General features: G+C 68.9%; 22 protein-coding genes, 1 tRNA gene, 1 rRNA gene and 1 pseudogene. 8 read left to right on the forward strand and 17 right to left on the reverse strand.

All coding sequences use genetic code 11. The features are described 5' to 3' along the window. The 9 genes and pseudogenes from JUB13_RS00005 to nirK all read right to left on the reverse strand — a co-directional run. A 16S ribosomal RNA gene (locus tag JUB13_RS00005) occupies window positions 1–68 on the reverse strand; the annotation flags it as partial. Window positions 69–734: 666 nt separating this feature from the next. Beyond that, a complete protein-coding gene (locus JUB13_RS00010) occupies window positions 735–1,943 on the reverse strand; it encodes a 4-hydroxybenzoate 3-monooxygenase (protein WP_207476125.1) in 1,209 nt (402 codons plus the stop codon). A 227-nt stretch (window positions 1,944–2,170) separates the two neighbouring features. Further along, entirely contained in the window at window positions 2,171–3,490 is a 1,320-nt protein-coding gene (locus JUB13_RS00015) for a TRAP transporter large permease (RefSeq protein WP_207476127.1), read from the reverse strand. Next, complete coding sequence (locus tag JUB13_RS00020) at window positions 3,487–3,999, reverse strand: TRAP transporter small permease (RefSeq protein ID WP_207476129.1); 513 nt, start codon at window positions 3,997–3,999, stop codon at window positions 3,487–3,489. The genes JUB13_RS00015 and JUB13_RS00020 overlap by 4 nt, the downstream gene beginning before the upstream one ends. Before the next feature lie 10 nt (window positions 4,000–4,009). Continuing rightward, complete coding sequence (locus tag JUB13_RS00025) at window positions 4,010–5,059, reverse strand: TRAP transporter substrate-binding protein (protein WP_207476131.1); 1,050 nt, start codon at window positions 5,057–5,059, stop codon at window positions 4,010–4,012. Window positions 5,060–5,413: 354 nt separating this feature from the next. Continuing rightward, the gene (locus JUB13_RS00030; protein WP_207476133.1) at window positions 5,414–6,409 is read right to left on the reverse strand and encodes an alpha/beta fold hydrolase; all 996 of its coding nucleotides are present in this window, start codon (window positions 6,407–6,409) and stop codon (window positions 5,414–5,416) included. A 183-nt stretch (window positions 6,410–6,592) separates the two neighbouring features. Further along, complete coding sequence (locus JUB13_RS00035) at window positions 6,593–6,796, reverse strand: (2Fe-2S)-binding protein (RefSeq protein WP_236024635.1); 204 nt, start codon at window positions 6,794–6,796, stop codon at window positions 6,593–6,595. Window positions 6,797–6,847: 51 nt separating this feature from the next. After that, window positions 6,848–9,124 carry a nitric-oxide reductase large subunit gene (locus tag JUB13_RS00040; RefSeq protein WP_207476135.1) on the reverse strand — a complete coding sequence of 759 codons (2,277 nt, stop codon included), beginning with the start codon at window positions 9,122–9,124 and terminating at the stop codon, window positions 6,848–6,850. 229 nt (window positions 9,125–9,353) lie between these two features. After that, window positions 9,354–10,352: pseudogene (gene nirK / locus JUB13_RS00045) on the reverse strand (copper-containing nitrite reductase); the annotation flags it as partial. Window positions 10,353–10,578: 226 nt separating this feature from the next. Here nirK and JUB13_RS00050 point away from each other — a divergent pair. After that, window positions 10,579–11,298 (forward strand): Crp/Fnr family transcriptional regulator, encoded by a 720-nt coding sequence (locus JUB13_RS00050; RefSeq protein WP_207476137.1) that lies wholly within the window; start codon window positions 10,579–10,581, stop codon window positions 11,296–11,298. Window positions 11,299–11,419: 121 nt separating this feature from the next. On the opposite strand, the gene JUB13_RS00055 is transcribed toward JUB13_RS00050, so the two are convergent. From JUB13_RS00055 to JUB13_RS00065, 3 genes are all read right to left on the reverse strand, one after another. After that, entirely contained in the window at window positions 11,420–12,322 is a 903-nt protein-coding gene (locus tag JUB13_RS00055; protein ID WP_207476139.1) for an alpha/beta fold hydrolase, read from the reverse strand. After that, window positions 12,319–12,714: a hypothetical protein gene (locus JUB13_RS00060; protein ID WP_207476141.1), complete on the reverse strand. Its 396-nt coding sequence runs from the start codon at window positions 12,712–12,714 to the stop codon at window positions 12,319–12,321. Before JUB13_RS00060 ends, JUB13_RS00055 begins: the two co-directional genes overlap by 4 nt. A 125-nt stretch (window positions 12,715–12,839) precedes the next feature. Further along, entirely contained in the window at window positions 12,840–13,766 is a 927-nt protein-coding gene (locus JUB13_RS00065; protein ID WP_236024637.1) for an SDR family oxidoreductase, read from the reverse strand. A 104-nt stretch (window positions 13,767–13,870) separates the two neighbouring features. Between JUB13_RS00065 and JUB13_RS00070 the strand changes: the two genes are divergently transcribed. Further along, a complete protein-coding gene (locus JUB13_RS00070; protein WP_207476143.1) occupies window positions 13,871–14,794 on the forward strand; it encodes a LysR family transcriptional regulator in 924 nt (307 codons plus the stop codon). 52 nt (window positions 14,795–14,846) lie between these two features. On the opposite strand, the gene JUB13_RS00075 is transcribed toward JUB13_RS00070, so the two are convergent. Further along, a complete protein-coding gene (locus JUB13_RS00075; protein WP_207476145.1) occupies window positions 14,847–15,743 on the reverse strand; it encodes an NAD(P)/FAD-dependent oxidoreductase in 897 nt (298 codons plus the stop codon). 413 nt (window positions 15,744–16,156) lie between these two features. Here JUB13_RS00075 and JUB13_RS00080 point away from each other — a divergent pair, with 413 nt between their 5' ends. From JUB13_RS00080 to JUB13_RS00105, 6 genes are all read left to right on the forward strand, one after another. Further along, window positions 16,157–16,942 (forward strand): transporter substrate-binding domain-containing protein, encoded by a 786-nt coding sequence (locus tag JUB13_RS00080; RefSeq protein WP_207476147.1) that lies wholly within the window; start codon window positions 16,157–16,159, stop codon window positions 16,940–16,942. Between the two features lie 66 nt (window positions 16,943–17,008). Continuing rightward, window positions 17,009–17,680: an amino acid ABC transporter permease gene (locus JUB13_RS00085; protein ID WP_207476148.1), complete on the forward strand. Its 672-nt coding sequence runs from the start codon at window positions 17,009–17,011 to the stop codon at window positions 17,678–17,680. Continuing rightward, window positions 17,677–18,336: an amino acid ABC transporter permease gene (locus JUB13_RS00090; RefSeq protein WP_207476151.1), complete on the forward strand. Its 660-nt coding sequence runs from the start codon at window positions 17,677–17,679 to the stop codon at window positions 18,334–18,336. Before JUB13_RS00085 ends, JUB13_RS00090 begins: the two co-directional genes overlap by 4 nt. After that, window positions 18,314–19,045 carry an amino acid ABC transporter ATP-binding protein gene (locus tag JUB13_RS00095; protein ID WP_207476153.1) on the forward strand — a complete coding sequence of 244 codons (732 nt, stop codon included), beginning with the start codon at window positions 18,314–18,316 and terminating at the stop codon, window positions 19,043–19,045. The genes JUB13_RS00090 and JUB13_RS00095 overlap by 23 nt, the downstream gene beginning before the upstream one ends. A 103-nt stretch (window positions 19,046–19,148) precedes the next feature. Continuing rightward, the gene (locus JUB13_RS00100) at window positions 19,149–20,354 is read left to right on the forward strand and encodes an NnrS family protein (protein WP_207476154.1); all 1,206 of its coding nucleotides are present in this window, start codon (window positions 19,149–19,151) and stop codon (window positions 20,352–20,354) included. A gap of 51 nt (window positions 20,355–20,405) precedes the next feature. Beyond that, the gene (locus JUB13_RS00105) at window positions 20,406–20,693 is read left to right on the forward strand and encodes a DUF1858 domain-containing protein (protein WP_207476155.1); all 288 of its coding nucleotides are present in this window, start codon (window positions 20,406–20,408) and stop codon (window positions 20,691–20,693) included. A 69-nt stretch (window positions 20,694–20,762) separates the two neighbouring features. On the opposite strand, the gene JUB13_RS00110 is transcribed toward JUB13_RS00105, so the two are convergent. From JUB13_RS00110 to JUB13_RS00125, 4 genes are all read right to left on the reverse strand, one after another. After that, complete coding sequence (locus tag JUB13_RS00110) at window positions 20,763–22,454, reverse strand: methyl-accepting chemotaxis protein (RefSeq protein WP_211115439.1); 1,692 nt, start codon at window positions 22,452–22,454, stop codon at window positions 20,763–20,765. A gap of 153 nt (window positions 22,455–22,607) precedes the next feature. Further along, window positions 22,608–23,237: an NnrU family protein gene (locus JUB13_RS00115; RefSeq protein ID WP_207476156.1), complete on the reverse strand. Its 630-nt coding sequence runs from the start codon at window positions 23,235–23,237 to the stop codon at window positions 22,608–22,610. Window positions 23,238–23,428: 191 nt separating this feature from the next. Beyond that, a tRNA-Ser gene (locus JUB13_RS00120) sits at window positions 23,429–23,521 on the reverse strand. 147 nt (window positions 23,522–23,668) lie between these two features. Beyond that, on the reverse strand, window positions 23,669–23,992 hold the full coding sequence (locus tag JUB13_RS00125; protein ID WP_207476157.1) for an ArsR/SmtB family transcription factor: 324 nt from the start codon (window positions 23,990–23,992) through the stop codon (window positions 23,669–23,671). Window positions 23,993–24,022 lie beyond the last annotated feature (30 nt).

The following is a 24,022-nucleotide window of genomic DNA, read 5'->3' on the forward strand; positions in this document are numbered from 1 at the left end:
CGTTCGACTTGCATGTGTTAGGCATGCCGCCAGCGTTCGTTCTGAGCCAGGATCAAACTCTCAGGTTCTGTTCTCCACCAGGCCAGGCACAAAGCCCAAACCCAGCAGATCCGATGACCGCCACCGCGATCCCTGAGCACATTCGTCCTAGACGCATGTTACTGCAGATGTCGCTGATCGACGGTCGTGCTGGACGTCCGAACCCGAACATCCCGCAGGCACCGTCGCCCGCGCATCCCTTCCGATCCTGTTCACTTGTCATAGATCCCGCGGCGTCTCCGCCGCACCCTGTCCGGCATCGCTGCCGTCCGAGGGGCGCCTTATGTAGACCCATCGGCTCTGCCCGTCAAGGGCGTTTACCGGAAGTTCCTGGCGCGCCCGGCGTCGCCGCCGGATGAGCTCATTTATAGGAACCCGGTCCCACCCCGTCAAGCACAGAAATCGTCGACCGATCTGCACCGACACCAAGTCCGCTACGCATTACATAAAATCTCACTGCAGTACCGACGGCCAGATCGACCGGACCGATACAACAACGATATTTTACGTTATTCGAAGCCTTCATCGGATCGGCGCACGGTGATTGACACCCTCGCGCAACCGATGATTTTTGACTTGGTCCGCGGCGAGACCCCACCAAAGGGGCTCAGTCGCGGAAGCGGGCTTATATGCGGTCCCGGCACCGTCTGTAAAGGGGCATTCGACGGTCCGGGTCCAGACGGCCTGCGCCGCGCTCAGTCGAAGGGCAGGCCCACGTAGTTCTCGGCCAGCGCGGTCAGCGCAGCCCGCGAGTGCACGAGATAGTCGAGTTCGGCCATGCGGATCCGCTGCTCGAAGCTCGTCTCCTCCGGGTTCGTGTGCAGCATCGTCGTCATGGACCAGGAGAAGCGCTCGGCCTTCCAAATGCGGCGCAACGCCGTCGCCCCGTATGCGTCCAGGCGATCCCGGCGCCCGGCTCGATAGTGCCCCTCCAGGGCACGGGACAACACCAGGACGTCGGCGACAGCGAGGTTCAGCCCCTTCGCACCGGTCGGCGGAACGATGTGCGCAGCGTCGCCGGCGATGAACAGGCGGCCATGCTGCATGGGTTCGCAGACGAAGCTGCGCATGGACACGATGTTCTTCTGAAAGATCCGCCCCTCCACGAGGCGCCATCCCGCGGCAGTCTCCAGCCGGCGGTGCAATTCGGCCCAGATCCGGTCGTCGGACCAGTTCGCGATATCGTCATGCGGATCGCACTGGAGATAAAGGCGCTGGATGTCCGGCGAGCGCGTGCTCAGCAGGGCAAAGCCGCGTTCGTGCCGGGCGTAGATCAACTCATGATGCGAGGGCGGCGCCTCGCACAGGATGCCCAGCCAGCCGAAAGGGTAGACCTTCTGGTATTCCGTCCGCGCCCCGGCGGGGATCGCCTGGCGGCTGGGGCCGTGGAACCCGTCGCATCCGACGAGGAAGTCGCAGTGGAGCTCCTCGGCCTCGGCCTCGCCCCCGCCCTCCCCGCCATGGCGGAACGCGATGCTGGGCAGCTCGGACTCGATCCCGTTCAGGACCACGTCGCGGACCCCGAAGACGATCCGCCCGCCGCTCTCGAGCCAGGCCGCAAGCAGATCCTTCAGAACCTCGTGCTGTGCATAGACGGTGACGCGCTTGCCCTCCGTGAGATCGCGGACATCCACATGGTGGCTCTCGCCCGCGAAGCGCAACGTGAACCCGTCGTGGAAATGCGCCTCGCGCATCATCCGCGCGCCGAGCCCCATGGCATTCATCAGGTCTACGGTCCACTGCTCCAGCACGCCCGCGCGGATGGTCCCCTCGATCTCCTCGCGCGCCCGGCTTTCAAGGATGACCGCCTCGATTCCGCTCCTGTGCAGCAGATGGGCGAGGAAGAGCCCCGCGGGCCCGGCGCCCACGATGCCGACCTGCGTGCGCGTCCTGCGAATCCCCATTGCTCCGCTCCTCCCGCAACGCACATCATTGTTTATGATGCCAACAATCCGTGCGCTGATTGTGATGCCAATGATAGACTCTGAGGGGCAGGAGGTGAATGGGTGAAAAGCCCGGGGCAGGCGCATCGCGCTACGGGATCAGCGCCTCGCGAATTCGTCGAGGTGGTTCGCGACTGCGTCGACAGTGCTTCGGGCTGGGCTTCGGGCTGGGCTTCGGGCTGGGTCGCTCAGGCGAAGGCGTGCACCAGGGCCAGTGCCAGCACCGGGAACAGCGCGACCATGACCAGGCGCAGCAGGTCCGCGGCAAGGAACGGCATGACGCCTCGATAGGTCTCCGCGATCGGCACGTCGCGTGCGATTGCGCTGATCAGGAAGACGTTCAGCCCGATGGGCGGCGCCGTCAGCCCGATGCCCACCACCATCAGCACGAGAATGCCGAACCAGATCGCGACATCATCGGGGGGCATGCCGAAATCCAGCGCCGAGATGATGGGGAAGAACACCGGGAGGGTCAGCAGAATCATCGCCAGCTCGTCCATCACGGCTCCGAGCACGATATAGCAGACAAGGATCAGCGCCAGGATCAGGTAGGGCGGCAGCGCCGCATCCGCCAGCAGCATTGCCGTCTCGGCCGGAAGCTGCGAGAGCGCGAGGAAGGCGTTGAAGACCTCGGCCCCCAGCAGGATCAGAAAAATCATCGCCGAGGTCTCGGCCGTCTGGCGCAGGCTCGCCCGGACCTCGCGCCAGGGCAGCGTTCCGCGCAGGAGACCGATCGCGAACATGGAAACGGCCCCCACCGCCGCGCCTTCGGTCGGGGTGAAGATGCCGCCGTAGATGCCGCCCACGACGATCACGGCGACGAGGATCGCCGGCCAGATCCTGAGCAGCGAGCTCCTTCGCTCGACCCAGCCCACCGGCGGATGGGCGGGACCCGCCCCGGGATCCCGGCGCACCACGAGCGCGATCACGGCGATATAGGACAGCGCGGCCAGGACTCCCGGAATCAGCGCCGCCTGGAACAGCTTTGCGATGTTCTGCTCGGTGGTGATCGCATAGACCACGAGAATCACGGAGGGCGGAATCAGGATTCCCAGCGTGCCGCCCACCGCGATCGTACCGGTGGAGAGTCCCTTGCCGTAGTTGAAACGCCGCAGTTCGGGAAGCGCCGCGCGGCCGAAGGTGGCGGTGGTGGCGACGGAGGAGCCGCAGATGGCGCCGAAGGCGGTGCAAGCCCCGATCACCGCCATGGCGAGACCGCCGCGCCGGTGCCCGACGAAGTTGCTGGCGGTCCGGAACAGGTCGGTGGCAAGGCCCGAACGCTCGGCGAAGGCGCCCATCATGATGAAGAGCGGAATCACCGAGATCGTATAGTTGGAGAACAGGTAGTAGGGCGTCGACTTCAGGTAGTTCAGGAAGACCGGGACGCCGCCGAGATAGGCATAGCCCGCGCTGCCCGCCACCAGCATGGCCAAGCCGACCGGCATGCGGATCGCCATCAGCCCCAGCATTCCGGCAAATCCGAACGCCGCGATCGTTAGACCGTTCATCGGGATCCCTTGGCCAGGCGCGTGGCCGTCACGAAGGCCACGGCGGCAAGCACCGCCGCCATGGCGGAGCAGGCCGCCACGGCATAGCCGATGGGAAGCTGCCGAACCATGGAGGTCGTCCCGCTCGCCAGGCTGTCGCGGGCTCCGAGCAGGAGATGCCAAGCGATCAGCACGGCGGCGATGCCGTAGACGATGTCCCAGACGGCATCCAGCAGGTCTCGCGCGCGCCGGGGCAGGCGTCCCGTGAAGCTGTCCACGATGATGTTGCCGCGGGCGGCCTGGCACAGAGGAAGGAAGGAGAAGGCCGCGACCGCCGTCGAGATCTGCACGATCTCGAAGTCGCCGGAGATCCCCTCGTCGAGAAGCCACCGCATCAGGACGCTGGCCGTGACGAGGCAGGCCACCGCGAGCATGAGCACGCCGCCCGCCAGGGCAAGCCCCTCGGCCAGGGCGCGGAGGCCCCGGCCGAGGACGCCTGCACGCTCCTCCGGAAGATCGTCCGAGACCACCCCCCGTCCCTCACGCCTTCTCGTACTTCGCGATCAGCTCGCGCACGGTTTCGAGAAGCTTGGGACCGTCGACGTTGCGCTCCTTCATCTGCCTGGCCCAGTCCTCGACCACCGGCCGCGTCGCCGCCTCCCAGCGCGCGGTCTCGGCCTCGCTCAGGGTGACGATCGTCCCGCTCTTGCGGTTCACCTGCTCGATCACCTTCGGCGTGCTGTTGTCGAAGGCGACGGAAGCCATGCGCGCCGCCGCCTGCCCCGAGTTCCTGACGACGACGTCCTTCAGGTCCGCCGGCAGGGAATCGAACTTGGCGTTGTTCATCGCCAGGATGAAGGCCGTGTTGTAGAAGGAGCGCTGCCCTGGCAGCTCGGTGTGGAATTTCACGAGCTCGTCCAGCTTCACCGAGGGAACGACCTCCCAGGGAACGACGGCGCCGTTGATCACGCGCTGGGAGATCGACTCCGGCACCTGCGGCACCGGCATGCCGACCGCCGTCGCGCCGAGCGCCTTCAGGGCCTCGCCGGCGACGCGCGTCGGGAAGCGGATCTTCAGCCCCTTGAGATCCTCCATCCTCTCGACCTTGCGGTCCGTGTGGAAGACGCCCCGGTCATGGGTGAAGAGGCAGATCGGACGGACCTCGCGGAACTCGTCCGCAATGTGCTTCTCGGCATACTCCTGGAAAGCCAGAGAGTTCACGCGCGAGCTGCGGTGGGAGACGAAGGGGCTCTCAATGGCCTCGCTGCGCGGAAAGCGTCCGGAGGTGTAGCCGAGCACCGTCCAGACCAGGTCGACCACGCCGTCTCGGGCCTGGTCGTAGAGCTGCGGCGGCGCTCCGCCGAGCTGCATGGACGGGAAGAGCTGGATGCGCAGCCGCCCGGCCGAATCCTCCTCGACCTTGCGCGCCCACGGGGCCAGGAAGTTCGTCGGCACGTTGGCGGCCGGCGGCAGGAAATGGTGGAGCTTCAGCGTGACCTGCGCGGCCTGGGCATAACCCTCGCGCAGCACGGCCGGGGCGGCGACGGCGCCAGCGGCAATGGACAGGAAACTGCGACGGCTGACCTTCATGGACGATCCTCCCTGAAACCATGGTCCCTGCGCCCGTGTCGCGCCCCGGGCGGAAGGCCCGCCCAGGTCGCGCCAGGCTTTTCGTTACGGTCCCGCCTCAAGGAGAAGAAGCTCTCCCGCGGAGGACCCTTGCCCGACGACACTACCCCATTCCCACGCCGGTGGGAGCCCGTTCCACGGGCGGCCCACCGGCGGCATCCGGTGCCCTTCCGCCGCGCGTTGTGCCGGCACGGCGGGCGCTTATCGTACCGATGTTTCTATTTCGAACATTCAGTCAGGCCAACGGGCGTGTCAAGGCCGGCCCGGCCCCCCCGTCCTGGATCGCCGCAGGACGGCGCCGTCGCACTCGCCGCCTCATTCGGCCGCGATACGCGCCTCGGCGGCCCGCTCGCGCACCGTGTCGATCGCGTCCACGATCTCGTCGGACTCGTAATGGTGCAGCATGTGTCCACGGCCGCCCAGGGCCCGGAGCTCGCTGCCCGGGATGGCCTCGTGCAGGCGGGCGGCGTGGTGCTCGAAGGTGGCGATCCTGTCATCCGTGCCCGCCACGATCACCACCGGGAGCCGCAGCTCGCCGTAGCGCGCCTCGAGCCCCGCCGCCCCGGAGACCATCAGCGCGGTCTCCTCGGCACTGGCGCGGAGCTGCCCCGGACGCAGGGAGAGGCCGAGCGGGAATTCGGCTGCGAATCGCTCGGGCACGGGCTGGGGCGCGAACATCCTCGCGATCAGCTTGGGCGCCAGCGCTCTCCCGAGCAGAGGCGAGACGGTGTGGCGCATGACGTCACCGATGACGGGAATGGCGGGCGGCGTCAGCAGGAAGGTGTCGGCGCGCAAGGTAGGGAAATAGTAGCCGGAGACGAGGACCAGCCCGGCGACACGCTGCGGGTGGTCCAGGGCCAGCCTGAGCGCAACCTGCGTCCCCCAGGAATGGCCGAGGAGCAGGGCACGCTCGATTCCGAGCCGTTCCAGGGCCGCGTCCACCAGGGCGGCCTGGGCGGCGGCGCTCCAGAGCCGGCCGCGTGGCCGGTCGCTGTGGCCATAGCCGGGCCGGTCGAAGACGATGACCCTGTAGCGGCGCGCCATCGCATCGACGAGCCCGCTGATCTCCATGTCGGCGATCATCGCCCCGTTGCCGTGCAGAACCAGCAGCACCGGCCCGCCGCCGCCGGTGTCGACGAAATGCAGCCGCACGCCGTCGACCTCGACGAACTTCCCGGTCGGCGGATGCGCACGCTCGGCACGGCGCGTCTCCCGCCTGACATAGAGGGCTGCCGCGCCGAGCAAGGCAGCGGCGCCGATGCCCGCCGCCAAGCCCCAGCCGGACCGATGGGTATTCCGGTTCCTGAGCATTCCTACTCCCCTGCGGGTCCGGCACGGTGCCGTCCCATTTGCCTTTGCCCCGGATGGGGCCGCAGTCGGGAACCGAAACGCCCCCCGATGGTTCCGAGCGCGGGTCGCTGCCGCTCGAACCGCCGCGGCGTGCCGTCGGCCCGGTGCCGTCGGACGGGCAGGGTCTCCTGAGTTCGGGGTCCGCTATTCGGCGGCGATCGCGAGGGCGGAGGATGCGTGTTCGTCCAGCAGGTCGGCGATGGCCGGGGCGCATTTCCCGCATTGCGGGCGCACGCCGCAGGCGGCATAGACCCCGGCGACGGTGCGGGGTGAAGCCTCGGCGATGGCGGCACGGATGCGGCGCTCCGTCAGCGCGTTGCAGATGCAGACATACATGGGCGGAGCCATGGTGTTCCGGGAAAGAAGGGGAGAGGCCGTGCAAGGCCCCTCCCCCATGCGTCACTCGGCCGGCTGGACGGCCGTCGGGATGCGGGCCTTGGCCCTGCCCTTCCCGCCCCGGACCAGCCGGTAGGCGAAGTAGGCGAGCACCAGGGCGCCGATGCTGAAGACGATGTCCCCGGGCACGCGCATCCACACCAGCGTCTCCATAGTCGGAGAGTGGATGATCTCCGCCGAGCGGGCGTACCAGGTGCCGATCGTGATGCTGTGCCACGCCTGGTAGGCCCCGGCCGGGAACAGCGACAGGAAGGACATCATCGCCAGCCCGCAGTTCAGCAGCCAGAAGGTCGCCTTCAGCAGGCCGTCGTTCCAGGCGAGGCGGCTCGCCAGGCCGCGCAGGCAGAAGAGCATGAGGCCGATGCCCAGCATGCCGTAGACGCCGAAGAGCGCGGTGTGCCCGTGGTTCGCCGTCAGGTTCATGCCCTGCACGTAGTAGAGCGCGATCGGCGTGTTGATCAGGAAGCCGAAGACGCCGGCGCCGAGCAGGTTCCAGAACGACACCGCGACGAAGAACAGGATCGGCCACTTGTAGGTCTGCACCCAGGGCGCCGCCTTGCTGTGCCGGTAGGTCTCGAAGGCCTCGCCGCCGACCAGCGCCAGCGGAACCACCTCGAGGGCGGAGAACACCGCGCCCACCGCGATCACCGAGACCGGCGTGCCGGAGAAGTACCAGTGGTGCGCCGTGCCGAGCACGCCGCCCGAGAGGAACACGATCGTACTCGCAAGGACCGCGACGTTCGCGGTATGGGCGCGCACCAGCCCCAGGCGCACGAAGAGAAGGCTGATCACGGCCGTCGCGAAGACCTCGAATAAGCCCTCGACCCACAGGTGGACGACCCACCAGCGCCAGTACTCGACCATGCTGATGTGGGTGTGCTTGCCCCACATGAAGCCGGCCGCATAGAAGAGGCCGATCGCGATGGTGGACAGGAACATCACCAGCAGAACCGGCTTGCTCTCGTCCGATCGGGTCAGGGCCGGCCACAGGGCGCGACCGACGAGGACCAGCCAAAGCATCAGGCCGATGAAGAGCAGGATCTGCCAGAAGCGGCCGAGATCGACGTATTCCCAGCCCTGATGGCCGAACCACCAGTTCGCGTCGAGATCCAGGACCTGCTGCACGCCGAGCCATTCCCCGAACAGCGAGCCGACGACCACCAGGACCAGTGCGGCCCACAGCACGTTGACGCCGAGACGCTGGAAGCGCGGCTCGTGTCCGGAGATCGCGGGCGCGATGTAGAGGCCGGTCGCCAGCCAGGCGGTGGCGATCCAGAACACCGCGAGCTGCGTGTGCCACGTGCGCGTCACCGCATAGGGCAGGATCTGGCTGAGCGGAATGCCGTAGAAATCGTGGCCCTCCACCGCATAGTGCGCTGTCACTGCGCCCAGGGTGATCTGGGCCAGGAACAGGCCGATCACCGTCAGGAAGTACTTGCCCGTCGCCTTCATGGAGGGCGTGGGCTTCAGGGCGAGCAGCGGATCGGCCGCGGGCGGCGTCACATGCTCGTCGTGGGGGCTGCGCGCATGATACCAGACCAGCGCCCCGATGCCGGCGACCAGCAGCACGACGCTGAGGACCGACCACATCACGTTCGGCGTGGAGGGATAGTTTCCGACCAGCGGCTCGTGCGGCCAGTTCGCGGTATAGGTCACGTCCTCGCCGGGCCGCTCGGTGGTCGCAGCCCAGGCCGTCCAGAAGAAGAAGGCCGCGATGTCCGCCCGCCGGCCGGCATCCGGGACCGCGCGATCGGCGATCGCGTACTGCTCGCGCAGGGGCGAAAGCGCGGGATCGTCGCCCAGCAGCGCCTCGTAGTGGCGTGCGACCTGCCGGATGGCCGCGGCGCGGTCGGCGGAGACCGCGATCGTCGCCGAGGCCGCGTCGTAGGTGTTGGCCCGCATCTCGGCCCGCAGGCGCTCGCGGAGCGCGGCCTGCTGCTCGGCGCCGATCGCGGCGAAAGCCCTTCCGTGCTCGCGCGCCGCCCAGACATCGAGCAGCGCCAGCGCCTCCCGGTGCAGCCAGTCGGCCGACCAGTCGGGCGCGACGTAGCCGCCATGGCCCCAGATGGAGCCGACCTGCATGCCGCCCATGGACTGCCATGCGAGGCGGCCCTGCCGGATGTCGTCGAGGATGTAGAGCACGGCGCCATCGGCCGCGACGATGCGCGCGGGCTCCGGCGGCGCCTCACGGTGGATCTGCCGGCCCATCAGCCCCAGGGCGACGAACGACGCCGCCATCACCAGGGCCAGGACAAGCCAAAGTCGCTTTATCTCAGCCATTTCATTTTCCTGCTTTGACCTCGTGTGAGGCCGTGGGGCGGGGCGGGAAGACGGCCGGCCGGAGGCCGGACCCGTCACGCGCCCCGGGAAATGCCCATGCGGAAAGGAGGGGACCCTGCGGGCCCCCTCCTCCGGTCTGCGCTCAGTGGACGTTCTCGGCCGTCTGGGCAGGCGGCTGGTGCGCCCTGTAGACCTCGGGGTTGGCGGGGCCGTCGACGGCCAGCATCCCGATCAGGCCGCGGGCGGCCCGGCTCAGCGAGTGGTCGACCAGCATGTAGTTGCCGGGGACTTCGAGCTTGAACTCCACCGCGGCCGCGCCGCCGGCGGGAACCATGGTGGTCTGCACGCTCTTCAGCGGGGGCGAGCTGAGGTCGCCTTCCTGATAGAGGCGATCGAAGATCTCGCCGATCACGTGGAAGCTCGAGGTCTTGTTGGGACCGCCCACCCCGAAGTAGATCCGCACGGTCTCGCCGACCTTGGCCTTCAGCGCGTTGGCGCCGGTCAGCGCGTTGGCGGCGCCGTTGAAGACGTAGTACTCGGGCTGCTCGGCCATGAGCTTCTCATAACTCTCGGTCAGCTCGCCGGCGGATCCGAAGGCCTGCTCGGTGTAGATCTCGCCCTGCATCACGTAGAACTCGCGGTCGACCTTCGGCAGGCCGCCTTCGGGCTCGACCAGGATCAGCCCGTACATCCCGTTGCTGATGTGCTGGGCCGCGAGCGGAACGGCGCAGTGGTAGACGTAGAGGCCGGAGTTCAGGGCTTTGAAGGTGAAGCCCTTGGTCTGCCCGGGCTCTGCCACCGTGGCGACGCCGCCGCCGCCCGGACCCGTGACCGCGTGGAAGTCGATGTTGTGGTTCATCGCGCTGTCCGCGTGGTTCTTCAGCTTCACCTCGACGGTGTCGCCGACGCGGACGCGGACGAAGGGACCCGGGACCTTCGGGGTCTGCTCGTCGACCGACTTGAAGGTCCAGTAGTGATAGGTGGCGCCGTCAGCGAGCTTGCCGTCGACCTCGACCGTCTCGAGGTTCACCGTCACCTTCTGGGGCGCACGCTTTGCGGGGGGCGCCGGCAGGTCCATTGCCGAACGGGAGATGTCGACCGGGCCGGCCGCGCCAGGATGGGCGTGAGCGGCATCGTTGCCCGCCGCGGCGGGGTTGAGCATTCCGAGGGCGCCGGCCAGAAGGGCGACGGTGGCGGCGGAGCCGAACAGCTTGGGAATGGACCTCATCGACTTGCCCTCCAGGGGCGGTTTCTCGTTTCGATGAGTCTGTGTACCCGCGCTTCGTGCTATCGAATTTGTCGCCCGACAAACTCGCGGGCGAATTGCGCAGGCGGCGCGACGGTCCGCGACGCGAGGCCGCCTTGCATCTCGGAGCGCGTGCCGCGACCCTAGCGGCTATGATGGAGCGCGCGCACGCGGCGCACGCAGTTCCGGCGACCACAGGATCCCTCAGATGCCGCTGGCCCCCGACCGATCGATCCTGCAGGGCATGGAACTCTTCGTCGGTCTGGGGCCCGAGGAGCTAGACGATGTCCTGCGCCGCGGCCACGCGCGGCGCCTGCCGAAGGATACCCGCGTCCTGCGCCAGGGCGATCCGCCGGCGACATGCCACGCGCTGGTGGATGGTCGGGTCAAGATCGTCCAGACGACGCCCGAGGGAACCCAGGTCGTTCTGCGCTTCATCGGCCCGGGCGAGATGTACGGCACGCTGGCCGTCCTCATGGAGCGGCCCTACCCCGCCGATGCCGTCGCCGTGGTCGACAGCGTCGAGGTCTACTGGTCCGACGCCGCCATGCGCGAGCTGATGGAGATCCACCCCCGCATCGGGCTGAACGCGAGCCGCATCGTCGGCGGCCGCATGATGGACATGCAGGCGTCGCTGCGCGAGCTTGCCTCCGCCAAGGTCGAGCGGCGCATCGCACATGCCCTGCTGCGTCTGGTCCGCCAGGCAGGCAAGCGGGTCCCCGAGGGCGTCGAGATCGACTTCCCGATCACCCGCCAGGACCTTGCCTCCATGACCGGCAGCACGCTCCACACGGTGAGCCGGACGCTCTCGGCCTGGGAGGAGCGCGGCATCGTCGAGAGCACCCGGCGCCACATCGTGATCCGCCGGCCCCACGACCTCGTCGCTATCGCCGAGGACCTGCCCGAGCCGAGGGACGGGAAGGAGTAGCACTGCGCTCGCAGCTGGTCCTGATGTCCCGCCAGTCTTGCTCGTTGCGGGACGCTGCTGGTGGCCCGAGCCAGTGCGGGCCCTCGCTCGGCAACGGGCGGACCGCTTCCGTTGGAGCAGCTCAGGGCCTATGGGCTCGCAGACCACCTTCGCTCCGGAGGAACTTCAGAAGAGCCTCGGCGGTCGCGGCCGGGTTTTCGTCGCACAGCCAATGGCCGGCCGCAGGGATGACCGCCGTTTCGAGCATGGTCGCGACCGGACCCCAGAGCCCTGCGAGAAGCGGTCCGGCATGCGACGCACCGCCGACGGCGAGCACGGGCATGGCGAGCGGCCGCGCCCGGAGCGAGGCATTGTCCTCGCCGTCCTGAAAGATCGAGGCGTAGTACTGCGCGCCCGCGCGGAGCGCCCCCGGCCGCGAAAGCAGACGGGCGTAGGTGTCGAGATCGCCGGAAGACACCGCGGTCGCGCCCTGGTGGGACTCGTGCCCGAAGAACCAGTCGAGCAGCTCGCGCTCACGGCCGCGAAACAGCCAGGCGGCGACGTCCGGGGCAGCCAGGACGGAGAAGTGCCAGTTGGATTCGACGTTCCAGCCCTTCCTGGGTGCCATCGCCTCCTCGAGCCCGAACCCGGCCGCGACAAACTCCATCACGCCAAGGCGCTCCACACGGTGCGGATACTCGCGCGCAAAGGCGACCGCGACGCCGGCGCCGAGATCGTATCCGACGACATGGGCACGCTCGTGCCCGAGCGCGTCGAGCACGACGGCGAGGTCGCGCGCCATGTCAGTCTTGGTGAAACGGACATCGGGCAGGACCGACGTGCCCATGCCGCGCTGGTCGGGCGCGATCACGGTGAACCGTTCGGCGAGGACCGGTGCCACCGTGCGCCACATAAGAGAGTGTTGCGGGAACCCGTGGAGCAAGGCGACGGGTGGCCCGGAACCGCCGACGCGGACCGTCAACGCGCCGCCCTCGACGCTCACGCGTTCGACCCGGAATTCCTCCCAGTCCCGCGCCGCGGTCATGAGATCCGGGCCAGCTGGCGCTCGGCCGCCGGAGCGGAGTCCTCGGGGGCCGAGTTGAAGGCGAGCCGCGCCTGCGGCGCATGCTCGCGCACCGCGTTCAGGACCGCCTCGAAGGTGCCCGTCATCCTGGGCACGACCCGGAGTCCGGCGCCCACGACGATGCAGTCGTACGCCTTACCTTCGAGCGCAGCCGCGACCTCGCCCGCCGCGGCATCCTCGCTCGTCGTGAGCACGAGGTCGACCTCGCGGCCGTTCGCCCGCAGTTCGTCCATGGCCGTGTTCAACCCGGCACGGATCTTATCGGCGTCCATGCCAGGCGGAATGGCGGGGTCGGAAAAGTCGACCATGCCCGGCTCCTCGCCGATGATCAGCACGCGCTTCCGGTCCGTCATCTTCGGTCCCTCCATCAACCTTCAGATCAAGCAGTTTCCGCCCAACCGCCTTGGTCGTCGACGCAGTGTCGGCCAGGTCATTGTCAATGATCCTTCGCCCATCGTCCGCGCTCATCTCGGAGAAGTCAGCAGGTGGCCTCGGGCGGCTGCCTGCCCCACTCGCGCGCGGTCTCGGTGGCGAAATCTCGGTAGCGCCTCAAGGGACGGCCGAGCATGGCGGTCAGACGATCCGCCGACCCGGCCGAACCGAGCATGCCCTCACGGTGAAAGCCGCGGAACATGAGCACCTGGTCGTAGGCGATCCAGGGGCCGTTCATCGCGCCGACCTTCGCCTCGAGCCCACTGATGTCGTCGCCGGCATAGGCGACCCTGCGCTGCAGCACCTCCGACCAGATCGACGCCGCCATGTCGCCCGTCATGCGCTCGGGCCCGACGATCTCGATCAGCTCGCGCGGCAGCGGCCCTGCCGCCTCTTCGCGGCGCATCAGCTCGCGCGCGGCGACCTCCGCGATATCGCGGGCGTCGACCATCTCCACGCCGACGCTCCCGATGGGCATCGCGTAGGTGCCGCCGAGGATCGCGTCCTTGATCATGAGGTCGTTCTGGAAGAAGTAGTTGGGCCTGAGGATCGTCGCCGGCAGATCCAGGCGCGCGATGGCCAGCTCGGCCGCGTTCTTGGCGGCCGCGTGCGGGCAGTCGAGGAAACGGTTCGCGTTGATCATCGAGAAGTAGACCACGCCGCGCACGCCCGCATCCCTGGCGAGCGCCAGCGCCACGAGCGCCATGCCGAGCTCCGTCGGCGCGACCGGACTAAGCAGGAACATGGTGCTCGCGCCGTCGAGCGCGCCCCGGAGTGAATCCGGGTCCATCATGTCACCCCTGACCGGCTCGACGCCGGACGGGAACGCCTCCTTGTCCGGGTCCCGGCTTAACGCCCGCACCCTCGTTCCCCGGCCCGCCAGCTCGCGCACGACCAGCGAGCCGATGTTGCCCGTGCCTCCGACGGCCAGCACCGTCATGATCGCTCCTCCCATGTCGCTCATGTCGCTCATGGGGATCAACGGCTCGGGGCCGATCCGGATCGTTCATTCACGGGAACACAGCGTTCCAGCCCGCCACCCATGGACAGCCGCTCCGGTCCGTGTGACGGTGCGGCATGCTCGACCTCAACGACTTGCGCGTCTTCGAGCGCGTGGCGGCGCTGCGCGGATTCACGGCGGCCGCGCGCGCCCTGGGACTGCCCAAGTCGAGCGTCAGCCGCAGCATCGCACGGCTGGAGGGGGAGCTCGGGACACGCCTCCTTCAACGCTCCACCCGCGAGGTGGCGCTGACCGAGGTGGGCGAGATGCTGCGCCAGCGCTGCGCGGATCTGTTGGGACGCGTGGCAGAGATGACGGACTATGTGGGCGGCCTGGGCGGAACGCCGCGCGGCCCGCTGCGCGTGAGCGCCGGCATCGGCTTCGGCGTCAACGTCCTGTCCGAGCTCGTGCCTGAGTTCCTGGAGCGCTACCCGCAGGTCGAGGTCCATGTCGACCTCACCAGCCGGATCGCCGAGCTCATCGCGGACAACATCGACGTCGCGATCCGCATGGGTCCGCTGCCTGACTCGCGCCTCGTCGCGACGAAGCTGGGCGTGATCCGTCGTTACCTCTGCGCGGCGCCCGCATACCTGGATCGGCGGGGCGTTCCCCAAGGCCTGGAGGACCTGCGCGCGCACGACACCGTCGAGATGCCGAGCGCGGACGGACGGCCCCGGCCCTGGGCGTTCAGCGACCCGTCCGGACGGACGGTCACGGTCGAGACCAAACCCCGGCTATGCGTGAACGACGCACTGACGATCCATCGGGCCGTGGCGAAAGGGGCGGGATTGGGCTGCCTCTCCGGCTACCTTTGCGCGCCGGACATCGCCGCCGGCAGGCTCGTTCGGCTTATGCCCGAATGGCGGCCGCAGCCGGTCGAAGTGCATGCCGTGTTCCCGAGCAACCGCGAGCTCTCGGCAACGGTCCGGGCGTTCGTCGACTTCCTGAAGCAGTCGTCCGCGCCCGGCCGTTCCTGGCAGGACGACCCCTTGGTGGCGTAACGCGCGATCGGCGCATCGAGCCGGGGACCCGTCTCGCGGCTGCCCGCGCAGCTCAGGCGTCGCTTCGGAAAACCAGCGACTGGTGCGCCATCACGCCGGCCATCGCCCCGGTGCCGACCGCCAGCGCGACGGCCGCCCCGAGCGTAGCCGCGTCGCCGCAGGCGAAGACGCCCGGCACCGTCGTTTCCCGCATCATGTCCGTCTTGATGATGGGACCGATCATTCCGTCCTCCAGCTCGCAGCCGAGCTGTTGCGCGATCGGGCTGGCGATCCGCGGCCGAGGCTCGACGAACAGCGCCTGGAAGGCCAGGACGCGCCCATCCGCCAGAACGACGTCGGCCCTGTCGCCGGTGATCTCGCGGACGCCTCCCGCCACCACCGTCACCCCGCGGCGCGCGAGCTGCGCGCGCTGCTCGGCGTCCGGCTCGAAGACGTCGTTCAGAAGGAGCGTCGTCTCAGCCCAGTCGGGAAGCAGCACGGCCTGATGCATCGCCATCAGCGAGGTCGCAAGCACGGCGGCCTTCCCGTTCATCAGCTCGTAGCCATCGCAGTAGGGGCAATAGAAGACGGACCGTCCCCAGCGTTCCGCGAGGCCCGGCACGGCCGGCAGCTCGTCGACCACGCCCATCGCCAGCACCAGGCGCTGCGCCTCGTGAACCTCGCCGCTCGCCTCGGTGACGCGGAAGACGCGTCCGATCTTCTCCGCGCGCTCCACATGGCCGTTGGCCCATTCCACCGTCGGGTAGGCCATCACCTCAGCGCGGGCATCCGCGATGATGTCGCCGGGGGCGCGCCCATCCTGCCCGAGAAAGCCGTGCGAGGCGGCGACGAAGCGGTTGCGGCGGTTTCCCTCGTCGATCACAAGGACGCGCTGGCGTGCGCGGCCGAGCATGAGGGCAGCCGACAGCCCCGCAAAGCTGCCGCCGATGATGATCGCATTGTAGGTCATGATTGCCATCCCCTGCTGGACTTTGGCCCGGACGCGGCGGCGATGCCGCCCCCTGCTCTGCGGCGCTGCCGCCTGCGCATCCGGCCCCGGAACCCTAAGCGAGGTGCCGAACGGGGATCAACGATCATGCAACTTCATTTGTAACATAAGACGCAACTGTCGCGAGGCGGCAGTCCGTCTGGTTCTGCCCCTTCGGAAGGCATTTGCACGCGCCGACGCCGTCCGCACTGCCTCTGGGCTCCACCTTCCCCGGGCTCGCGGGGCTGGCACGATAACTGCGATGGCACGCCCGCCGCGCCGAAGCGGCCGCCGCGCCCTGCACGATCCGGCGCCGCGCCCGCGAAACCACCACCCGGCGGCCAGCGATCCCGATGGAACTGGCTCGCCGGAATGCCTAGGAAAGGAAGGACAGGATGTACAACCGCCGCCTCGCCGGCGCCCTCGTCGCGGCGCTCGCCTTCTGCGGACTCGTCTCGCCGGCTTCGGCCGAGGCGCTGGACACCATACTCGGCGCCGGCACGATCAAGATCGCGGTGCCGCAGGACTTTCCGCCCTTCGGCACGGTGGGACCCGACCTGCAGCCCCGGGGCTACGACATCGACGTCGCCCGCCTGATCGGCGACAAGCTCGGCGTCAAGGTGGAGATCGTCCCCGTGACGAGCGCCAACCGCATTCCATACCTGCAGACGAACCGCGTCGATCTCGTGATCTCGAGCCTCGGCAGGAATGCCGAGCGCGAGAAGGTGATCGACTTCTCCGAGGCCTATGCGCCCTTCTTCAACGGTGTCTTCGGACCCGCGGACGCCGCCGTGAACGGACCCGACGATCTCGCCGGGAAGACCGTGGGCGTGACGCGGGGCGCGGTCGAGGACCTGGAGCTGACGAAGATCGCCCCCGCCAGCGCGACGATCCGCCGGTACGAGGACAACAATGGCACGATCTCGGCCTTCCTGTCGGGCCAGGTCGAGCTCGTCGCGACGGGCAACGTCGTCGCCGCCGCGATCCTGGAGCGGAACCCGCCGAAGCGGCCGGAATCCAAGTTCCTGATCAAGAACTCGCCCTGCTATGTCGGGCTGAACAAGAACGAGCCCAAGCTTCTGGCCCGCGTGAACGCGATCCTGGCCGAGGCGAAGTCCAGTGGCGCGCTGAACGCCATCGCGAAGAAGTGGCTCGGAGCGGACCTGCCCAAGGATCTCTGATCCGGCATTGCCCGCGGGCGCTTCGCGGGCGGAACCCGCGGAGCGCCCGTGCCTGGGGGGATGGCCATGGCCTACGTCTTCGAGTTCACCTGGATCCTGCAATACGCGCCGGTTCTCCTGAAGGGGATCGCCGTCACGATCGCGCTGACCGCGGTCGGCGCCGGCGCCGGCCTTGCGCTCGCGACGCTGTGCGCCTGGATCCGCACGCAGGGCCCGCGCTGGCTGCGCGTACCGGTCGTCGCCTATGTCGAGCTGATCCGCAACACGCCCTTCCTGATCCAGCTCTTCTTCATCTTCTTCGGCCTGCCTTCGGCCGGCCTGCGGCTCGGCGAGATGCAGGCGGCCATGCTCGCCATGGTCGTCAATCTCGGCGCCTACGGCGCCGAAATCATCCGGGCCGGGATCGAGGCGACGCCGCGCGGGCAGGTCGAGGCCGGGCTGAGCCTCGCGATGTCGCGCCTGCAGGTCTTCCGCCACGTCGTGCTGGGCCCGGCGATGCGGCGCATCTGGCCCGCGCTCTCGTCCCAGGTCGTGATCGTGATGCTCGGCTCATCGGTGGTCTCGCAAATCGCGGCCGAGGACCTGACCTTCGCCGCCAACTTCATCCAGTCCCGGAACTTTCGGTCGTTCGAAGTCTACTTCGTCGTGATCCTGCTCTACCTGGCGCTGGCCGTGATCCTGCGGCAGGCCCTCAGGCTGGCGGGCGAGCGGCTGTTCTCGCGGGGGCGGGCGCAGTGATCGAGTTCTCGACCTGGGACATCCTTCGCAACCTGCTGCTGGCGGCCCGGTGGACCGTCCTGCTCTCGGCCGTCGCCTTCCTCGGCGGCGGCCTGGCGGGATTGCTGGTCCTGGTCATGAGGACCGCGCGCCGGCCGCTGCCGCGGCGGTTCGCCCTGGGCTTCATCGAGCTCTTCCAGGGCACGCCGCTGCTGATGCAGCTCTTCCTGGCCTTCTTCGCGCTGTCGCTGGTCGGGATCAACATGCCGCCCTGGCTCGCCGCCGGCCTGGCCCTGGTCCTGTGGACCGCCGCCTTCCTGGCGGAGATCTGGCGGGGCTGCGTCGAGGCGATCCCCCGGGGACAGTGGGAGGCCTCGGCAAGCCTCGGGATGGGATATCTCGAGCAGATGCGGCACGTGATCCTGCCGCAGGCCCTCAGGATCGCGGTGCCGCCAACCGTGGGTTTCTCGGTCCAGGTGGTGAAGGGCACGGCCCTCACCTCGATCATCGGGTTCGTCGAGCTCTCGAAGGCCGGGACCATGATCACCAACGCCACCTTCCAGCCCTTCACCGTCTACGCCCTGGTGGCACTGCTCTACTTCGTCCTGTGCTGGCCGCTTTCCGTGGCGAGCCGCTTCCTCGAACGGAGGCTGAATGCCCCTCATCGCCATCACTGACGTGCGAAAGCGCTTCGGCGCGAACGAGGTGCTCAAGGGGATCGATCTCGACGTCGCGGCCGGCGAGGTCTGCGCCATCATCGGCCGCAGCGGATCCGGGAAGAGCACGCTTCTGCGCTGCGTCAACGGGCTGGAGACCATCGACGGCGGCTCGATCCTGGTCGCGGGCACCCATGTGTCGTCGGAGGACCAGCAGCTCAGGGCGCTGCGGCTGAAGGTCGGAATGATCTTCCAGCAGTTCAACCTGTTCCCGCACCTGACCGCCGGCCGCAACGTGATGCTCTCGCCCATGGTGGTGCGAAAGATGCCCGTGGGCGAGGCCGAGGACCTCGCGCGGCGGATGCTCGACCGCGTCGGGCTCGGCCAGAAGTTCGACGCCTATCCCGACCAGCTCTCCGGCGGCCAGCAGCAGCGGGTCGCCATCGCCCGCGCGCTCGCCATGCAGCCTCTGGCGCTGCTGTGCGACGAGATCACCTCCGCCCTCGATCCCGAGCTCGTGAACGAGGTGCTGGCGGTCGTCGGCGAACTCGCGGCCGACGGCATGACGCTGATGATGGTGACGCACGAGATGCGCTTCGCGCGCCAGGTCTGCGATCGGGTGGTGTTCATGCACCAGGGGCGCATCCACGAGATCGGCCCTCCGGACGAGCTCTTCTCCGCCCCTCGGACGCCGGAGCTGCGGCAGTTCCTGGGGTCGACCGCGCACTGACGGCCGCCCGGGTTCCGTCGCGCTGTTTGTCCCCGCGCAACGAAGGAGGGGTGATGAGGGGCTAGGGTCCGGACAACGGCTTCCTCCGGATTCAGAGATCACCATGACCGCTCCAGCCCTGAACGCCCGCAGCGGACCCGGCATCCCGCCGGTGCTGTCGGTCGGCCTCCGCCCCTTCTTCTTGCTCGCGGCGCTCTCGGCACCGGCCTTCGTCGCGGTCTGGCTGCTGAACCTTGCGGGCTGCCTGACCCTCGACGGTACCGCGGCGCCGGTCTCCTGGCATGCGCACGAGATGCTGTTCGGCTTCGTCGGCGCCGCCGTCGGCGGCTTCATGCTGACGGCCGTGCCCAACTGGACGGGCTGCCGCCCGGTCTCGGGCTGGCCGCTCGGCGGGCTCGCGGCGCTCTGGGTCGCGGGACGGGTCGCCTCCCTCCCCTCGGTCTCGGACGCGCCGCTGGCCGCCGTGATCGACCTCGCGTTCTTCCCGGCCGTCGGCGCCGCCGTGGCGCTGCCGCTGATCCGCGCGGGCAAGGCGCGTAATGCTGCCTTCCTCGTGCTGCTCCTCCTGCTCACGCTTGCAAACCTGCTTTTCAGGATGGACTGGCTCGACCTCGCTCCCGGCGCCGCCGCGCAGGGGATCGTCCTTTCGGTCGGCGTCGTCCTGATGATGACCACCGTGATCGGCGGGCGCATCGTTCCTGCCTTCACGCGGAACGCGCTGCGCACGCGCGCCCACGATGTCGACCTCGGGGCGCCGAAGCCACTGGAGCTCGCCACGCTTGGCCTGACGCTCGCGATGATTCCGGTCGATCTGGCGATGCCCGGCAGCTCCGCCTCCGGCGCGGTCGCCGCGGCCGCCGCCCTCACCCATGCCGGTCGCCTCGCCTTCTGGGGCGGCGCGCGGACGCTGCGCATGCCGATCCTGTGGATCCTGCATCTGGGATATCTCTGGATCCCGCTCGCCCTCGCGCTCAAGGCAACCGCGCTGCTGGGCGGCAGCGTCGCCGGCGCCGCCTGGATGCACGCGCTGACCGCGGGCGGCTTCGGAACCATGATCCTGGCCGTCATGAGCCGCGCGGCCCTCGGGCATACCGGCCGGGCCCTCGTCACGCCGCCCGCGACGGTGGCGGCCTACGGGGTGCTCACGCTCTCCGTCCTCGCGCGGGTCGCCGCGCCGGCGCTGCCCGGCGAGCTCTACCCGGCGGCGCTGGCCGCGGCGGGCGGGCTGTGGGCCCTCACCTTCTTGCTCTTCCTTTGGGACTACGTGCCGATCCTGGTGCAGCCGCGCGCCGACGGGCGGACCGACTGAACCATCCCGTGATGCCGGGCGCCGCCGGTCGGCGGCGTCCAGGAGGCACCCATGGACGCCTGCAGCGAAACGCCCCGCTCCTCGAAGCCGCTGAGCGAAGTCGAGATGGTCTCGGACGTGCTGGAGCGCTGGCCAGCCGCCGTCGCCGTGTTCCTCAGCCGCGGAATGGCCTGCCCCGGCTGTGCCATGGCGCCGTTCATGACCCTGGGCGATGCGGCCAGGGCTTACGGCTTCTCGCCCTTAGAGCTGACGGCGGAGCTGGGGGCTGCTGTGGCCGGCGCGGTGCCTGGCGGCCCCTTCCCGCCGCCGCTGCCCCATCGTGCGGCCGGGCATTCGTGATTCTGGTCCCCGCACGGCGGGAATCTCCGGAACGGCGGCGCCGGACCTGTCCCGGCGCCGCCTCCTCATTCAGGCGGCCCGGATCCCGGACAGGAAAGTCTCGACCTCGCGGCGCAGCTCCTCGGCCTGGCGGGCCAGCCCCTTGGAAGCGTCGAGGACATCCGCCGCCGCAGTGCCGGTCTGCGTCGCCGCATGGCTGACCTGGACGATGTTTTCGCTCACCGCCCCGGTGCCCTCGGCCGCCTGCTGGACGCTGCGCGTGATCTCGCCCGTCGTTGCGCCCTGCTCCTCGATCGCCGCGGCGATGGCGGCGGCGATCTCGTTGATGGTGGTGATGGTGCTGCCGATCCCTGTGATCGCCTGCACGGTCTCCTGCGTCGCCGTCTGGACGCCCGCGATCTGCGTCGCGATCTCCTCGGTTGCGCGGGCGGTCTGGTTCGCCAGCGCCTTCACCTCGGAGGCGACGACCGCGAAGCCCTTGCCGGCCTCGCCGGCGCGCGCGGCCTCGATCGTCGCGTTCAGGGCCAGCAGGTTGGTCTGGCCGGCAATGTCCTGGATCAGCTTCACGACCTCGTTGATGCGCGCGGCCGCGCCGGCGAGGTTGCGGACCGATTCCGTGGTCTCACGCGCCTCCTCGACGGCCTGCGATGCGATCTCCGTCGAGCGCGTCACCTGGCGGCCGATCTCCTGGATCGAGGCGGCCATCTCCTCGGCGGCCGAAGCCACGGTCTGCACGTTGGCCGACGTCTGCTCGGCCGCCGCGGCCGTGGCGCTAGCCTGCCGGTTGGTCTGTTCCGCGAGCTCGGCCATGCTCTCGGCGGTGGTGCTGAGCTGGGTCGAGGCCGAGGCCACGCCCCCGAGCACGTTCCCCACCGTGCGGTCGAACTCGTGGATCATCTGCTCCACCGCAGCCGTGCGGCGCTCCTTCGAGGTCTGCTCGGCCTCCTGCTCGGCCGCGCGCCGTGCGGCCTCGATCATGCTGTCCCTGAAGACGTGCAGCGCCTCGGCCATGTGGCCGATCTCGTCCTTGCGCCCGAGGCCGAGGATCGGTGCCGTCATGTCGCGCGCGGCAAGGCGCTTCATCGCTTCGGTGGTGGCATCGATGGGGCGCGTGACGCCGAACACGATCATCCCGCCCATGACCATGGCCGAGAGCGTCGCGAACACCATGCCGGCGGCGATCCAGTTCCAGGTCGAGGCATAGATCGACGTCCCCTGCTCGGCGGAGATGCGGCCCTCCCGCAGGTTCAGATCGACGAGCCTGGCCAGCGCGGCGCGCACCTGCCGGAAGCTGTCGAGCATCCCCGTCACGAAGAGCTGCGAGGCCTCGTCGCGCTTGCCCTGCTGCACCAGCGCAAGGGCCCGCGCGCTCGCCTCGGCATAGGCCTTCCAGTGCTCCAGCAGAGGTTCCAGCATCCGGAGCTCCTCCTCGGTCCTCACGGTCGCCCGATAGGCCTGCCAAGCCTTATCGCGCTGATCCGCGGTCTCGCGGAAGGTCTCGGCCGCGGCCTTCTGCGCGGCTTCGGTCCCGGCCAGGAGGAGCGTCGCCTCGGTCGCGCGGAATCGCTCCGTCGCCGCCGAGAAAGTCGCGATGCCTACGATCGCCGGCAGCCTGTCGTCCCGGATCTCGGCCGCCGCGTCGTTGACCGCCGAAAGCCGCGTCACGGCGAAGCCGCCGAGCGCCACCACGACGAAAATCGCCGACGCGAAGGCGAAGACGATCTTGATGCGGATCGGAATGTCGTTGAAGACGCGAAGCAAGGCTCTTCTCCCCCTTTGGCCGCGCCAGCCGTTGCCGGAAGCACCGGAGGCCGGAGCCGGATCATGTCGTCACAATCGTTGAAAAGTGTTGACGCGTATCGCCTTCCCGATGTGTGCAAGGCTCCGGCCCCCCGGTCCCCTGCACCGGCGAATTCACAGCACGCCAGCCAGGGGATCGACCCCGATCACCACCGGATGGAGAAGCAGCAGGACCGCCGTCAGGACCAGCGCGGCAAGCAGCCGCCACCAGCCGATCTCACTGAAGGCCAGCCGCTCGCGTCCCGCTGCGATCCGCGCGAAGGGCAAGACACCGTACGGGCCGGGCGGGGTGGCGCGGGCGGCGTTCCGCAGCAGCGCCCAGAGCGCGATAGCCAACATGCCGAGGAACACGAGGATCGTGCGGGCCGCCCCGACGTTCAGCAGGTGGACGAGGCTCCAGACCAGGACCGCAAGGCTGCCGGGCGTGGTCGTGACCCTGTAGATGCCGTGGGGCGCCGCGCCGGGGCCCTGGGTCAGCCGGCAGACCAGCAGCACCATCGCCAGCGGCATCGCGGCGAAGGCGACATAGCGCCCCTCGAAGGGTGGGCTCCATACAAGAAGCGTCGGATCGGCCTGGCCGTAGGCAACGATCACGGCCGCCAGCGCCAGCACGGAGATCGCAGAATAGACCGCAACGAAGGCCGGCCGGCCCAGCGCGGCCAGGAGCCGCTCGCGCAGCCCGGGCCGCGACGGGATCACATGGCTCGCGACCAGCAGGACTAAGGCAGCGGAGAGTTCGATCATCCATCCAGCTTCCAGGCCGGTTCAAAGCGTGCGTCGGCTGCGCAGCGCATACCCGGCGCGCGTGCATCATAATGCCGGCGCTTTTGAAGTTTTTTGACCTGGAACAAATGCCGGCAGAACGCCTTCGCGGCGATGCCGGCACGCTGACGGGGGGATATCTCGGGATTGGGCCGCGCCGGAACGGCGGCAAGTGGCGGTCGGGGAGGGATTCGAACCCTCGGTACCCCTTTTGAGGGTACGGACGTTTAGCAAACGTCTGGTTTCAGCCGCTCACCCACCCGACCGGCCTGGCGCGGACTATAGGGAGGGCCCCCGAGCCCGGCAAGCGGAAATCCGTGCGCATGCCGTGGCATTTAGCAGGTGCGGAGCATGGGCGCGGCATGGTGGCCGGGAAGGGCACGCAGAAGACGATTCCGGACCCGCCGAACTGGTCAAATCAGGTCCGAAGGCTCGCGCTCCGCGCGCAGCACCGCTGCGAGCAGGCCGGGAAAGCGCGAGTCGATCTCGGCACTGCGCAGCGATACAAGGCGGGACGTGCCCTCTGCCCGGGTGCGGGTCAATCCCGCCTCGCGCAGGATCCGCAGATGATAGGACAGCTTCGTCTTGTAGGCAGCGTCGCCGAGGCCGCTGCAGGCGATCTCGCACCCCGCCTCGGCCAGGCGCCGCACGATCGCCAGCCGGGTCGGATCGCTGAGCGCCGTAAGCACAGTGCTGAGCTGCACGGCGTCGATCTCGGGATGGGGAATGGTCTCCATGATCCCCGCACAATAGGGCTTGCACCTTGG

The organism is Arenibaculum pallidiluteum (assembly GCF_017355985.1).
Classification (GTDB): Bacteria; Pseudomonadota; Alphaproteobacteria; order Azospirillales; family Azospirillaceae; genus Arenibaculum; species Arenibaculum pallidiluteum.

Excerpts from the sequence above, each read along its gene's own strand:
- JUB13_RS00010 (WP_207476125.1), bottom strand. The coding sequence starts at position 1,943 with ATGGGGATTCGCAGGACGCGCACGCAGGTCGGCATCGTGGGCGCCGGG.
- JUB13_RS00015 (WP_207476127.1), bottom strand. The coding sequence starts at position 3,490 with ATGAACGGTCTAACGATCGCGGCGTTCGGATTTGCCGGAATGCTGGGG.
- JUB13_RS00025 (WP_207476131.1), bottom strand. The coding sequence starts at position 5,059 with ATGAAGGTCAGCCGTCGCAGTTTCCTGTCCATTGCCGCTGGCGCCGTC.
- JUB13_RS00030 (WP_207476133.1), bottom strand. The coding sequence starts at position 6,409 with ATGCTCAGGAACCGGAATACCCATCGGTCCGGCTGGGGCTTGGCGGCG.
- JUB13_RS00035 (WP_236024635.1), bottom strand. The coding sequence starts at position 6,796 with ATGGCTCCGCCCATGTATGTCTGCATCTGCAACGCGCTGACGGAGCGC.
- JUB13_RS00040 (WP_207476135.1), bottom strand. The coding sequence starts at position 9,124 with ATGGCTGAGATAAAGCGACTTTGGCTTGTCCTGGCCCTGGTGATGGCG.
- JUB13_RS00050 (WP_207476137.1), top strand. The coding sequence starts at position 10,579 with ATGCCGCTGGCCCCCGACCGATCGATCCTGCAGGGCATGGAACTCTTC.
- JUB13_RS00055 (WP_207476139.1), bottom strand. The coding sequence starts at position 12,322 with ATGACCGCGGCGCGGGACTGGGAGGAATTCCGGGTCGAACGCGTGAGC.
- JUB13_RS00060 (WP_207476141.1), bottom strand. The coding sequence starts at position 12,714 with ATGACGGACCGGAAGCGCGTGCTGATCATCGGCGAGGAGCCGGGCATG.
- JUB13_RS00065 (WP_236024637.1), bottom strand. The coding sequence starts at position 13,766 with ATGAGCGACATGAGCGACATGGGAGGAGCGATCATGACGGTGCTGGCC.
- JUB13_RS00070 (WP_207476143.1), top strand. The coding sequence starts at position 13,871 with ATGCTCGACCTCAACGACTTGCGCGTCTTCGAGCGCGTGGCGGCGCTG.
- JUB13_RS00075 (WP_207476145.1), bottom strand. The coding sequence starts at position 15,743 with ATGACCTACAATGCGATCATCATCGGCGGCAGCTTTGCGGGGCTGTCG.
- JUB13_RS00080 (WP_207476147.1), top strand. The coding sequence starts at position 16,157 with ATGTACAACCGCCGCCTCGCCGGCGCCCTCGTCGCGGCGCTCGCCTTC.
- JUB13_RS00085 (WP_207476148.1), top strand. The coding sequence starts at position 17,009 with ATGGCCTACGTCTTCGAGTTCACCTGGATCCTGCAATACGCGCCGGTT.
- JUB13_RS00095 (WP_207476153.1), top strand. The coding sequence starts at position 18,314 with ATGCCCCTCATCGCCATCACTGACGTGCGAAAGCGCTTCGGCGCGAAC.
- JUB13_RS00100 (WP_207476154.1), top strand. The coding sequence starts at position 19,149 with ATGACCGCTCCAGCCCTGAACGCCCGCAGCGGACCCGGCATCCCGCCG.
- JUB13_RS00105 (WP_207476155.1), top strand. The coding sequence starts at position 20,406 with ATGGACGCCTGCAGCGAAACGCCCCGCTCCTCGAAGCCGCTGAGCGAA.
- JUB13_RS00115 (WP_207476156.1), bottom strand. The coding sequence starts at position 23,237 with ATGATCGAACTCTCCGCTGCCTTAGTCCTGCTGGTCGCGAGCCATGTG.
- JUB13_RS00125 (WP_207476157.1), bottom strand. The coding sequence starts at position 23,992 with ATGGAGACCATTCCCCATCCCGAGATCGACGCCGTGCAGCTCAGCACT.